At 36.2% G+C, this 13,739-nt stretch carries 8 protein-coding genes; 2 read left to right on the plus strand and 6 right to left on the minus strand.

Annotation, left to right across the window (positions count from 1 at the left end; all coding sequences use genetic code 11):
- Positions 1-89 precede the first annotated feature (89 nt).
- Entirely contained in the window at positions 90-872 is a 783-nt protein-coding gene (locus tag AVL50_RS12565) for a nuclear transport factor 2 family protein (RefSeq protein ID WP_062616849.1), read from the plus strand.
- 239 nt (positions 873-1,111) lie between these two features.
- Here AVL50_RS12565 and AVL50_RS12570 read toward each other — a convergent pair whose 3' ends face one another.
- The 3 genes from AVL50_RS12570 to AVL50_RS12580 all read right to left on the minus strand — a co-directional run bounded on the left by AVL50_RS12570 (position 1,112) and on the right by AVL50_RS12580 (position 9,315).
- The gene (locus AVL50_RS12570) at positions 1,112-3,622 is read right to left on the minus strand and encodes an endonuclease (protein WP_062616850.1); all 2,511 of its coding nucleotides are present in this window, start codon (positions 3,620-3,622) and stop codon (positions 1,112-1,114) included.
- A 265-nt stretch (positions 3,623-3,887) separates the two neighbouring features.
- The gene (gene hemF / locus AVL50_RS12575) at positions 3,888-4,799 is read right to left on the minus strand and encodes an oxygen-dependent coproporphyrinogen oxidase (protein ID WP_062616851.1); all 912 of its coding nucleotides are present in this window, start codon (positions 4,797-4,799) and stop codon (positions 3,888-3,890) included.
- Positions 4,780-9,315 carry a translocation/assembly module TamB domain-containing protein gene (locus tag AVL50_RS12580; protein ID WP_157491314.1) on the minus strand — a complete coding sequence of 1,512 codons (4,536 nt, stop codon included), beginning with the start codon at positions 9,313-9,315 and terminating at the stop codon, positions 4,780-4,782. Before AVL50_RS12580 ends, hemF begins: the two co-directional genes overlap by 20 nt.
- Before the next feature lie 491 nt (positions 9,316-9,806).
- Between AVL50_RS12580 and AVL50_RS12585 the strand changes: the two genes are divergently transcribed.
- On the plus strand, positions 9,807-10,178 hold the full coding sequence (locus tag AVL50_RS12585) for an Imm51 family immunity protein (RefSeq protein ID WP_062616853.1): 372 nt from the start codon (positions 9,807-9,809) through the stop codon (positions 10,176-10,178).
- 297 nt (positions 10,179-10,475) lie between these two features.
- Here AVL50_RS12585 and AVL50_RS12590 read toward each other — a convergent pair whose 3' ends face one another.
- The 3 genes from AVL50_RS12590 to AVL50_RS12600 form a co-directional block, all read right to left on the minus strand.
- Positions 10,476-11,600 (minus strand): phytase, encoded by a 1,125-nt coding sequence (locus AVL50_RS12590; protein ID WP_062616854.1) that lies wholly within the window; start codon positions 11,598-11,600, stop codon positions 10,476-10,478.
- A gap of 92 nt (positions 11,601-11,692) precedes the next feature.
- Positions 11,693-12,235 (minus strand): 5-formyltetrahydrofolate cyclo-ligase, encoded by a 543-nt coding sequence (locus AVL50_RS12595; protein ID WP_062616855.1) that lies wholly within the window; start codon positions 12,233-12,235, stop codon positions 11,693-11,695.
- Positions 12,228-13,616, minus strand: coding sequence for an MATE family efflux transporter (locus AVL50_RS12600; protein WP_062616856.1), 1,389 nt, complete (start codon positions 13,614-13,616; stop codon positions 12,228-12,230). The genes AVL50_RS12595 and AVL50_RS12600 overlap by 8 nt, the downstream gene beginning before the upstream one ends.
- Between the last annotated feature and the right edge of the window lie 123 nt (positions 13,617-13,739).

Below are 13,739 nucleotides of genomic sequence, written 5' to 3' on the forward strand. Positions count from 1 at the left end.
CTATATCCTAAAAGGATCTATTTTAGGAGTACACTTCTGTAAGCTTTTTTTTACTCAACTTTAAATCTGTTTATTAAAATCCAAAAACAATGGGACAAAAATTAGACAATGCTATTGGCTTGTACATGGAAGGGATCAATCAAGGAAAGCCCCGTGAAGCCATCGAAAAATTCACCGGAGAACGTTACACTCAACATTCAACAGGTGTGGCAGATGGGAAAGAAGGATTTATTGAGTTTTTTATTCCTTTTCTGAAAAGAAACCCCATCAGAGATATTCAAGTAATCAGAACAATTGAAGATGGACAGTATGTCTTTGTACATGTACACCAAAACCTCAATAATGGCGAATGGTACTATGTAACAGCAGATATTTTTGACACTTCTGCTGATGATAAAATCATTGAACATTGGGATGTTATACAGGAAGAAGTGAAAGAAACCGTTTCTGGAAGGTCTATGGTAGATGGTGCTACGGAAATTGAAGATGAAGATAAAACGGAAGAGAATAGAAAACTTATTACAGGGTTTGTGAATGAAGTATTGATAGGAGGAGCGTTTGATAAAGTAACAGATTTTATCTCCACAGAAGAGTACTTACAGCATAATCCTGCTGTGGGTGACGGCTTGGAAGGATTTGGAAAATTTGCACAAGATTTGGCAGCAGCAGGAAAAGCTATGAAATATGAACAGGTATACAAAACACTTGTACAAGGCAATTTTGCCGCTACTTTGTCTCATGTAAAACTAGGGGATGAAGATTGGTGTATTATTGATATTTTCAGAGTGAAGAATGGAAAAATTGTTGAGCATTGGGATGTTCAAGAAAAAATTGGTCCTAAAGAAACTTGGAATAATTCAGGCAAGTTTTAAAAATTATATTTGGCTGTCTCTCGTAGTGACAGACAGCCATCTTGTTTTCTTCCTATTCCAGGCATCTATCATCAAGAATAAATCAATATAAACACCTAACTAACAATAGATTAAGTATTTCAAATAATAAACAGCGAATAACGATTATAATAACTTCTTTATAAAAATTCCTTCTTCATTTAAGCATCTTAAACAAAGAAGGAATAAAGTGTCAACCTATCACCAAATAGTTTAATTAATTAGTTTTTAACGAAACGTAGATTTTGAATTTGATCACCAATTAACATTTTCAAAATGTAAACTCCTTTTGGTAATCCTTCAGTAGCAATAGAAACTGAATTCCCTAAAACTCCCCTATTCACTGTCTTCCCTTCCATGGATATAATTTCATATTGCATTCCTTCTTCAGCATTTTGAAATCTCAAGACATCCGTAACTGGATTGCTGAGTAATTTCAATGCCGTAACTTCTAAAGCAAACTGTTTACGAGAACTTGAAGTTTGTGCTGCTGTGGTCCATGTGAGGTTGTCAATTTTAATCTGACCTGATGATGTATTTTTTTGAACCAACTTGATTCGAGCATCTCCAGTCACACCCACTTGTATATCTCCTGTATTTTCAGCTGAACCTTTTGATCCACCTTCCACAGTTGTATAATACACATTATTGACATAGACCTCTAATTTCACAGCAGTACTGTAAGCCTGTGAGTAATCAAAAGACAACGTTTGAACCCCACCACTGATTGTACTTGATTCCAAAGCTCCAGCTGGTGATCTGCCCTTCCCTAACGTCAAAGCAGTACCATTGAAGTTCAAATCACCTCTTGCACTAGCATAAGTCCATGTAATGCCATGAGATCCAACAAAGGATCCACTTTTATAAGAACCTCCTTCTGAAAAATTATCAAAAGTCTCCACAAACTCTTCAGTAACCACTGGAATTTCATCCAATGTTGAAAAAGTGGAAATAGCCCTCGCTGAATTATTTCCTGCGGCATCAAATGCAATAACCTCAACAGTGTAAGTTGTCAATACCTCCAATTCCTGCAAGACAAATGAAGTTGAAGCAGTTTGAGCAATTTCATTTCCATTCACAATTACTTTATACCCTTCTACACCTACGTTGTCTGAAGAGGAAGTCCAATTCATTGTAGCTGTAGTGGTGGTAATTTCACTTACATCTAACGTTGGCTGAGTAGGTGCTTGAGTATCGGCTGAAGCTAAAGATGTCCAAGTCACATTATCAATAGCAACTTGCCCCGAACTGCTTCCACTTTGTTCAAATCGCAGTGTGCAATTTCCATTCATATTTACATTGAACGGTCCTGCTGAAACGATCTGATTTTGACTTCCACCTTGTACAGTGGTCACCAATACAGAGTTTACATAAACCTTAAAACTGACCGAAGTACTAAACGCTTGCATGTATTCAAATGAAAGTGTTCCAATACCTCCAGCGATGACAGAAGATTGCAATGCTCCAGCTGGATTTTTTCCTTTTCCAAAAGTTGGTGTACTTCCTTCAATACTTATATCTCCCCTTGAACTATAATAATTCCATGAGATCTCATTGTCTCCTACAAAAGAGCCTGATTGATAAGAACCTCCTGCTGAAAAGTTGGAAAACGTTTCTACATAAACATCTGAATTAGGAGGTGTTACATCTTCATTACTTGTTGTGACATTAATTGAGGTAGACTGTGAAGATTCATTGCCTACTTGATCAACAGCAGACACTGCTACTTGATAAGAGGTACCGCTCGTTAAACCTTCAATAGTTACAGATGGATTGGAAGTTGTTTTTGATAAAATGCCGTTGACATACACTTTATAGCCCGTTACACCTACATTATCTGAAGATGGTGACCAAGCTAAGTGAAATGAAGTAGAAGTAATAGAAGTGCTGATTAAGTTAGATGGTTTTGTAGGAGGTGCTGTATCTGCAGGTGTTCCGCAATTATACACAAGGCAAACATATTCGGGATGATCAATATAAGGATTTCGATTGCCTTGATAGCTGTAAACGACTTCATTTCTGTTTCTTTCGAAATCATCAACAGGATCTTGTAAATGCCACGCAATCAATGTAGATAATTTTGCATGGATAGGTTCAGGAGTATAATCATTGGATGGAAGGTAATCTACTAATTCCAAATCAGGATCACCTGAAGTTCCTTCATAGCGTGTGGCCATATAAAATAGCATACGTGCCACATCTCCTTTTACTTCAGGTCTTGGTTCCCAAATCCATTCACTAGAACTTGTATAGTTGCCTGTCGCTCCATCACCATCAATATATTCCACACTGGCTTCATCAAACCATCGGCTATTTCTGGCTGAATTCACCGTAATGTCAGTGGGCCTTAGATGATGGCAGTCTGTTCCGGCACCTTGAGATGTCCCAAAATTACCATGCGACTTTGCCCATACATGTTCTCTGTTCCAACCTTTTCCACTGTTGTATTCTTGGTTAGCATTGACAGACCATCCTGTATAAAACAAAATCACATTGTTGGGGTTGTTAGGATCTTTATCTGTTTCTTTCAAAATATCCCAGACATCTGTGGAAGAAGAACTGTAAGGATATTCTCTATGCCCATCAATAATAGAATGAAGAGCATTTTTTAATTCCGAGCCTGATTTCCCCTGTGCTGATCGATAATAATTGGCTGGAATTTGAGCGTAAGACGTTGTGATTATCAAGGCCATAAGCTTTAATAATAACAACCCTTTAAGTTGGTTTTTCATGATAGAAGTTTAGTAATAGATTGACGTCCAAAAGTAAAAATTCAACCTACACAAACCCCTTAATGGAAGTTAATTAATACACAATTAAGTGTTACCAAAAAAACACTAAAAACAGCCTTTTCAGCCTATTAAAAGAGAATATTCTGACCTCTAAAAAGTGCAAGAAATATTCTATCAAAAAATTACCATTATACTTCCAATTATTATTGAACTAAAAAAAAGTAGTCCTTTTCTTTAAAGACTACTTTATGAATTTATTGTGAACTTAATTGTTTATCCAATCTATTCCTTTCTTCAGCAAGCTCAACGTTTCTTCTTCTTTTGATCCTGCTTTAGGCTGATAATCATATTCCCAATTGGCTTGAGGTGGCAAACTCATCAATATCGACTCCGTTCTGCCATTACTTTCTAAACCAAACTTGGTTCCTCTGTCCCAAACTAAATTAAACTCTGCGTACCTGCCTCTTCTCAGCTTCTGCCACTCTAGTTCATTTTCTCCAAATGGAATATCTTTAAATTTCTCTACTTGCTCTTTATAAGCTGGAATAAAAGATTCTCCTACATCTTGAACAAAATGCCATAATTGATCCGGGTTCAGTCCTTCTACATCTGGTTTCAATCGATCAAAGAAAATGCCCCCGATTCCTCTAGTCTCCTCTCTATGAGGTATAAAGAAGTAATGATCTGCCCACTCTTTGAATCGATCGTAATAACCCATTTTTGTATTTTCACAAGCTTCAAATAAGTGCTGATGGAAATCAGCGGCTGCAGATTTATCAACATAATGAGGTGTTAAGTCAATACCTCCTCCAAACCAGAATTCACCATTTGAAAGCTCAAAGTAACGCACATTCATATGGATAATCGGAACCATTGGGCTTTGCGGGTGCAACACAATTGAAACACCAGTAGCTTTAAATGTTTCCGCTGCTTCCACTTTCAATGCTTTAGCCATTTGATCGGATAACGTACCTTCTACTAACGAAAAGTTTACACCTCCTTTGGCAATAATATTTCCATCCCTGATGACCCTTGTTCTACCGCCTCCACCACCGGGACGCTCCCAAAGGTCTTCTCTGAACTTTGCTTTGCCATCAATCAATTCCAGATCTCTACATATATCATTTTGTAAACCTTTGAACCAGGCTATGATTTCGCTACTCTGTATTTGCTTCATTTTTCTTTCGCTTTTCTTCTTTTTTAAGTTTTCTAAGGTGTTTCCTATAGTGTTTGGGACGCTTCGTTTTTTCCTGTTTATTTTTATCAGAAGTGATCTGCTTAAAATTATCAAAACTCTTCGTATGCATTACACTTGCTCCCGTCAGAGACGTATTATCTTGATTGGCTGTAGTATAATAAACATCTTGGCGGTACTTCTGATAGAATTTCGCTCTTAATGCTCCATCCTGAGAAAGTACCACTTCCACCGTCCAATCTCCTAATACAGAAGCGGCTGTGGTTTGATTTTGATTATCTGTAAATCCTCCATCTCTTGTCACCCTCACTTTTCCTTGAGCAAAAGTATAGGATAATCGCATTTGTAAGTTCTGCAAGGCCTCCCGATCGAGACCGCTCATATCAAGATCAATTTCAAAATTATCGTCTACCTGAGAGAGAATATAACTGAGCTGATTGGTCAACAATTCACTTACACTGCTTGATGCTGTCTGACCAAATCCACCATATGAATCATTGGCTAAGAGCTGACGCATTACAATCAAACCAAATACTTGACGGTTCAACTCCTGTTCATCTCTATGGATTCTTTCCTCAAACGCCGCTACATAACTTTCTAAAGAGACAGGCCCTGCCTGTGTTACTACCGTAGCTGGATAATCATGAATATCAATATCAAAACCCAACTGTGGATTGGAAAGATCTCCCTTAATCATCAAGTCAACATCAGCGGGATATCTTTTCACAATTTCTGGTGCATTTCTCACCGTACTATCCTGAATATCAATCAACGGCAAAAGACTCACTCTCTGCTCATATTTGGCAATGATATTCATTTGAGCTTCATACGGATCACCATTCCAAGAAAGTGTAGAGCCTTTGTCAATCACAAATTTCTTGTCTACCAAATTAAACTCAGCCACCTTCATAGTGAAATTATAAGCTCCTTTTACAATCTCCACATTACCGAACATTTCAAAGTCACGGTTCTTGTCAATGTTCATCTGAATTTTACCCAGACCATTACCACGAATAATATCACCTGTCTTTTTATCAAAAATCAATTCACAATATGCATCAGGAGTGATGTCCAAATTCATCTTCATTTGGAAATTGGCCTGCTCAGTGGTTGATGTAGTATTTTCCTGTACAATTTCTTCTGTATTTTCATCCTGTGATGATGTATCTTTCTGAACATAGACAATGTATGGGTCAGTCTCTGAGTAATCGATCTCATTTAGAGGAATATAGATCTTTGTCCTTTTATTTGTTTTGGCATTCACATCAATAATAATGTCATCAAAAGGGCCAGAGATATTGACGTTACCCGTACCAAATGCGGTTCCATAAAAAAGGTCATTTCCTTTTTCAGGCTTCTTCATAATAAAGAAGTCATCAAAATTTACATCAAGACCTACTGTCATTTCCTCAAAACCTTCCTTGAAATTAATGCCTCCATTGAGGTAAGCATAATGACCGTATTCATCAACAGTTCTAAGATTTTCTGTATAGATTTTAGTGGGGCGAATCAAGATTCTTGGCAAGTCCTGAGAATCACCAAAGCTATAATCGACTCCAAGGTAAACCAGACGGATCAATCCATCTTTGGCAAAAACACTCCCCCACAGTTTAGGTTTATCAAGGTTACCTGAAATTTTAACCCAACCTGTTGTTTTTCCCTCTAGCTTTTCAACCACTTCATCAATAAAAGGTTGGAAAATACCAAGTGGAAGATCATTTACTTCCAGCTTCATGTCCAACTGATTGTTTTTATTTTGGGGATAATAATTTCCAGATAAATTGAATCGTTCTGAAAGGCTGTCTAGAATTTGAAGGTTAACGTTAAGTAATTCTTTTGTCCACTCCGACTGCCCCTTCAAATCTCCCAAGAAGTAATCATCTACACTTAATGAATCAATAGCAACGTGACCGTAAACTCTTGGCAATACAAATACATCTTCAATATAAAGATCCAAGGAATCCACACGGCCCTTAATATCTTGTTCCAAATACTTTTTAAATGATGATAAATCTAACTTCTGTGATTTTAGGTGAAGTGGCTTGTCTACGTCTTTCTTGGCCCAGCCATTGAGATAAATGACTTCTTCTTTGTTTTTTACATTAAAATTCACAAAGTGCACTCCATCCTGATACACTACAATTTTGGAAGGTTCTGAATCCAATGTAGTCCATGTTTCTTTTTCCCAAAAAATATGAGACTGAGGAAGTCTGAAAATTACGCTGTCTTTATCCAACAATATATCACCTCTCAAATTCAAGGCTAAATCATAATTGTAGACATCAATTTTTGTATTAAAAACCAGATGCTCATCTACTGTAAAAGCAGAGAAATTAAAATCTTTAGAGAGAAAACCATTGATGTCCTGTGCTTTTGATTTCACTTCAACAGAAGTATTATAAGCACTGGAATAGCCGTCTTTTTCAGCGAAATAATTGACATAGTTAGAATCTAAATCTACACCATAGAAATGAAGGTGATCACTGAATAATTTGGAATGAAAACCTACTTTTTTACCAAAATTCCCTTCAAGGATCAGCTTTGTATTATCAGCAATTTGAATACTGTCTGTAAAAATGGAGATAACATCGTTGACATTTTTGAAGCTTAATTCAGCGTCTATGGAATAATTCTTTTCTCCAAAGACCTCTTTTCTCTCCCTCTTTTTTTCGTAATATTTCTTCTGCACTTCATCTTCTTCGAAAAGAGACATATACCCTTCATCAAAGGCATCAATCACATCATTGGTGAGGGTAGGAATATCAAAAAAACCTGCCATGTTGAAGCTCATAAAGTCCGATTCAATATTCACCAACCTTAAACCTGTAGGCATAATATTGGTAATACCCATCAACTTTTCAATTTTGATTTCTCTTTTTTTATTGAAGACTTTGGTATCATAAAAAGATAATCCACCGGAAATTCCATTGTCTATTACTTTGTCAAATGAGGCCTCCATTCGGGTAAAAAGACCGACATTCTTTTCAGACAAGTTGACTTTTTTGAAGTTAGGAATATCAATACCTGACTGAAACTTAAAGGTACTGTCATTAAAATCTAAAAGTCCTTTGAGGAAAAACTTCAAGTTGGGATCGTTCACTACTAATTCACCATTAAAATAACCTTCTCTCATGTAGGTACTGTCAAGGTAAATATTGGAATAGTTATAGCCATTGATCCCTAATTTATTAATTGACGCATTGATACTTAATGCCAATTCATCTACTGAAAAACCTTTACCATCAAGATCGCCTTCAAAATCCAGCTCTCCTAGAATTGGTGTATCAAAGACTTCTCCAAGGTCCAAACTATCTGTTTTGAGATAACCCTGATAGCTTTCTTCTGGAATTGAAATATCCATTTTAGGCGTAATCACCCCATAATCTGAATTTAGAATTCCATCTAATTCAAAATCATCAAGGGTACCTTTGAAAGTTCCTTCCAGTGCAACTGCACCAAACATATTGATGTACTCCCGCATAAAAGCGGGAACGTAAGGGTTTAAATCTTCTGTGAAATAATAGGAATCATAAAAAGAAAGATCCATTACAGTTCTTTCCTTATCGATCACTTTATTGAATTGAAAATCACCTTTGATTGTACTTCCTCCACCGAAACGCATATCAGCGTTCTTCACCACAAAATCATTGACGGTTCCTTTTAATTCAAAATCACCTACAACATAATCATGTATAGAATCAAAGTAAACAAAGAAACTTGCAAGATCATCGGTATGTAATGTTGACTGCTTGAGCTTTACGTCCATCCCTACACAATAGTAGAAATCGTTGTAATCAGTATAGTCATCATAATTGAAATTGATATTTCCTTTCAGCGTACTTGACCCCAAATCTCCATCAAGATTATGCAATGACAGACCTGTAGTAGAAATACCCAGGTAGGTATCAATATCATATACTTTAAGCTGTGTTTTCCTTTCTATGGCACTAAGGTTTTTAATATCCATAGCAATGGTATCTCTCACAATTTTAAGTTGGGATACATCTGCATAGATACCGCTGAATTCCATATCGTAAACATCAAATTTACCTTTTTCTCGATGTGGAACATCTGGGTTGAGCATCACAAAAGAGCCATTTCTCAACTTTACATTCTCAAAAACTAAATGAATATTTCCAGGTTCTTTGTAATCATAGCGATGTATACCTTTTGGATCACCCGCCAAATGACGGATCCATTTTGTCATACTGTTCATGGAATCCAACCCAGAATCCATGATCATTTCTACCCTTGGTTCATTCAAGATTGTCTCTTCAATATGAATATACTGATCATCATTGTAAAGCAGAGTGATAAATGAAAAATCCAATACCACTGACTCCACCTCTATCAGCGGAATACTATCCAGGTCTAGGATCTTCACATCTTCCAAGGTCCATTTATCAAACCAGTCAAATTTTACAGAGTTGATTGTGGTAGGATGGGCAGTCTTTTCGGTCACTAAAGAAGTCACCTGATGAATAAGGTAGGTTTGCACAACAGGAAGTTGTGAAAGGCTAATTACACCAATCCACAAAAAGAGAAAAACAGTAGCCAGCCTAAAAAACCAAACACGAAGCTGCCTAAGTACTTTTCTTACTAAAAAAAGTTTCCTTAGCCTAATCCATCTGCTTACTTGTGCTTTTGTCTTTGTCTTACTCAACCTGAAGAATATTGCTAGAGTGTTTTAGTCTTCATTTTTTCTGATGAAGAACTTAATTAACCCACAAAAATAACAGTTTCAAGTGACACTTTTTATTAATAGTGCATAAAAAAGGGTACTTTTTTTATGGAAAAGGCGATTCACAAATTATTATTCCATTTTACATTATAACTTATACTACACTTCTTTAATAAATCAATTTAGTAATACTAATTTATTCCTAGAATAAGTAGGTTTATCAAAATAATTTAAGAACTTTAAAAAGTAAACTATTGAATGGATAAAACTTTCCGTTTATCCTGTAACCCTTTTTAAATTAAATTTAGATGAAAACCGATTTTGTAGATTATTTTATCAGCGAAGAGTATCAATCTATTTCAGTTAGGTTTGAGATAGAAAGACCTGCTCCTTTGATGTTGGGAGAAAGAATGAATGAAGTAAATGAAATGGCTTATATGAATGGCTATAATTGGGCTGCATTATTAGAACTCAAGCTCAAATTAAAAGACACATCACTTCTTAATGAATTTACGATGGACCCCGAAGCAGGGTCTTGCTTCATAAGCTGTCATAATTTGAATGATTCCAATATCGAAAAAGCTAAAAAGATCGTTGCAATCATCACTGATGTTGTAAACAATGAAGACGAGACACTTGACTTTCTTAAAGAGTATGGTGAAGAAATTGAATGGGACTAAAGTGAACGAAGTACAAATTCAAAATTATCTAATACTAATTCTATTTATTGTTTTGCGATTACTGCCTTCAAAAAACTTTTAATAGAACCACTATTAATACGTTTTTTAGCGTTGTACTCACAAATAATAAATTAGAATTAACTATGATTTATTTTTGATTTAGTACTTAGAAAAAATTATTCTCCATCATTAATCCAAAGGTTAATGATGGAGTTTTTTTTAAAAAAAGGCCACTTTCCGAAGAAAATGACCCGACTGTAATCAAAATATATGGAGAAAAGATGCAAATACTTTCACCTAGATTGCTTGGTCAATAATATTCTGAACCTTTTCCCAAGATATAATTTTGAAATTTTGAGCTTTTAATGAATCTCCATCATAATTGAAGCCATCCTGCACCACTAAAATTCCTTTTTTGTATTGGTCTCCCATCGGCATATTACAAACTTCCAAACCGTCCGTTTCTTCTACCCCATCTACCACTCCATCTACAATTTTGAAGCTTTTCAGGTACTCCTCTGTTTCTAGTGAGAATAATGCATAAGTGAAGTTTCCTTGGCTAGATGCAACTAAATAACCTGTTTTCTCCCCCGTTTTATAAATAGCGATTCCTTCAATATCAGCTACTAAAGCTTCGTTGTTTTCAACAGAAGTTGCCGCTATAAACTGCATTTGAGAAGACGCATCTGTTAAATCCACTTTCCATATACCCTTTGCTTCTTCTCCAACATACAAGATTCCCGTAACATCATCAGCCACCATACCTTCTGGCTGAGACGGCACCTTGAAGTCTCTCACCAATGACAACTCACCACTTTTATCTTCCTTTAAAGTCAGTTCAAATTGTTTGATTGTACCATCTTTTGAGTTCATGATAAAATACGGAGCGGAAGCCGTATCTTGATACATGCAGAAGCCATAAGAATCATCTAATAAGATTTCTTGAGGTAACTTAATTGCTTCTAACTTACCTAAACTATCCATTGTGAAAATACTTACATTGTGATGCGTCCTATTGGATGCTGCTATTATAGTTAATGTATCACCACTCACAACAGATTGCTGACGAACATCTACATTATTTACTTTTCCAACTGCAATAAAATCGAGCTGCTCTCCTTTTAGGTTATAAGTATATAGTCCTTGTTTTTTATCTGTTCCAATAATAATTGATTGTTCTGGACTTACAGCGTTATACCAGATAGCAGGATCATCCGCCGCATCTGCATCTACAGGTGAATTAACAGGAACTGTTTCAGCATCAGCTTTTATTGAATGTGGTATTTTTGATTGCATCTCATACGCTACTTTCATTGCTGAATCGTGATCACGAGGATCTTTATATTTTTTTTGAGAAGTTTCACAGCTCATTACCAAAGCTGCAAGTGATGTAATTAATGTAAGATTCGTACTGAACTTCATATCATGTTTGTTATGTTAATGCCACAAACATAATTTTTACATTGAATATTTTTTGTACTCCAAAAAAGGTTAAAGGATAGTTTACTTTCAGTTTACAGAGTTGCGATAATCAAACGATCCATCGGTACATCGTGTTCTTCTACAGGTAACTTTGGGATAACTTGAAAGTCATACCCTACTCCAATCTTCTTTGCATTGGGGAAATCAGAAAGAAATGTGTCGTAGTATCCTCCTCCATACCCCATTCTACCCAATTCTTTTGAGAAGCCAACTCCTGGCACCAATACATAATCTATTTCACCTTTGTATTCAATTTCCTCTAAAGGCAACTTGGTTCCAAACTTTCCTTCTTTCAGATGTGTAAGATTTTTCAACACCAAATGCTTCAATTGACGTTTCGGTAAGGTTTTAGGCACTACTACCGTCCACCCTAACTCTAAAGCTTTTTCAATAATCAATAACGTTGAGGCCTCATTATTGATGGGGAGGTAGGTATGCAAAACAGCAACTTCTTGAGAATTTTGATCCCAAAAAATTGCTGCTATATCTTTTTCAGCTTTATCTACCTGAGCTGTAGATAAAACGTTGCGTTGTTGTATAATTTGTTTTCGTAAAGTCTCTTTTTGATTATGCATTGCTTTTTATCCAGGCATTTTGATTTGCCTTATTATTTTTGATTTCCTGATTTGTTGTTAAGGTAAATCTAAAAAACAATAAAATAGCAGACAAAGTCAAGCCTGTAGAAAGACCAATCCAAACGCCTAAAAAGCTCCAATCTGTATAATTCGTCAAGAAATAACCTAACGGAAGCGATACAACCCAATAAGAAATAAAACAAATAAAAGTAGGAACTTTTACATCTGAAATTCCTCTTAAAGCTCCTGTCATAATCACTTGAGCACCATCAGAAAGCTGGAATAGTGCCGCGAAAAACAACATAGATGCAGCAAACTGAATTACCTCAAGGTCTTCTGTAAATAACGAAGGCAAGAACTCATCAAAAACCAAGAAAGTCACAGCAGAAATCGACATGGCCATCAAGGCAAATTGCATTCCTGTAAACCCTGCCAAACGTGCCTGTTCCCACTTACCTTCTCCATAGAAATTACTAACCCTCACTGAAACAGCTGAAGCTACACCACTCACCATCATAAATGTCAGAGAAATCATACTCATTACAATTTGATGCGCCGCCATAGGCTGAGTTCCTACAGAACCCACAATCATTGCTCCAACAGCAAAAGCACCTACTTCCATTAAAGCTTGCAAGCCAATTGGCAAACTCATTTTCAACTGCTGCAACAACTTACTGACATGTATCTTTGTGGTTTTAAAACTCTCTAAGTACTTATGGAAATGATTACTGTTCAACACATACAACATCATACCAACTCCTCCAACAACTCTAGAAATCAATGTTCCTATCCCAGCTCCTGTCAGCCCTAATTCTGGGGCTCCAAACTTTCCGTAAATCAAAACATAGTTTACACAGAAGTTGATAATGTTGGCCGTAAGTGTAAAATACATGGCCACTTTGGTGTGCTTCACTCCTTCTGCAAATTGCTTTGCAGTGAAAAACAGCATCAAAGGAATCAGTGAAAATGTATTGATCATCAAGTATGGTCTTGCTGCTTCCACCACTTCAGGTGTTTGCCCCATATAATCCATAAACAGTGTCAACGTCAACAACACTGCTACTAGGAATACACAGAATAAGGCATTTAAAGTCATGCTATGTTTGAACAGACTTCCCATTTCTTTGAAATCTCTCTGCCCATAAGCCTTCCCTACCAAAGGGGTTACACCTACTGCAAAGCCAATTCCGAAAACCAGAAAAATGGCAAATAAACTATTCGCAAATCCTGCTCCTGCCAAATCCACAGTGTTGTAATGCCCCACCATCATATTATCAACAATATTGGTAAGGTTTTGACCTGCCTGTGAAATAACAACCGGAGTGGCTATTCGAATAGTATCTTTGTAATGCGTTTTATATGTATTTAATAAATTTGTCATTAATAGTGTTTTCTTCTTGCTCTATAGTAAATCACATTACCTAAAGTTTGTCGATGAAAGTTATGCGTACTTTGAACTAGGTGGAATGTTTTGAAATGATTAATCTTTACGAGCTAAAATGTA

It is taken from the genome of Flammeovirga sp. SJP92 (assembly GCF_001583495.1).
Classification (GTDB): Bacteria; Bacteroidota; Bacteroidia; order Cytophagales; family Flammeovirgaceae; genus Flammeovirga.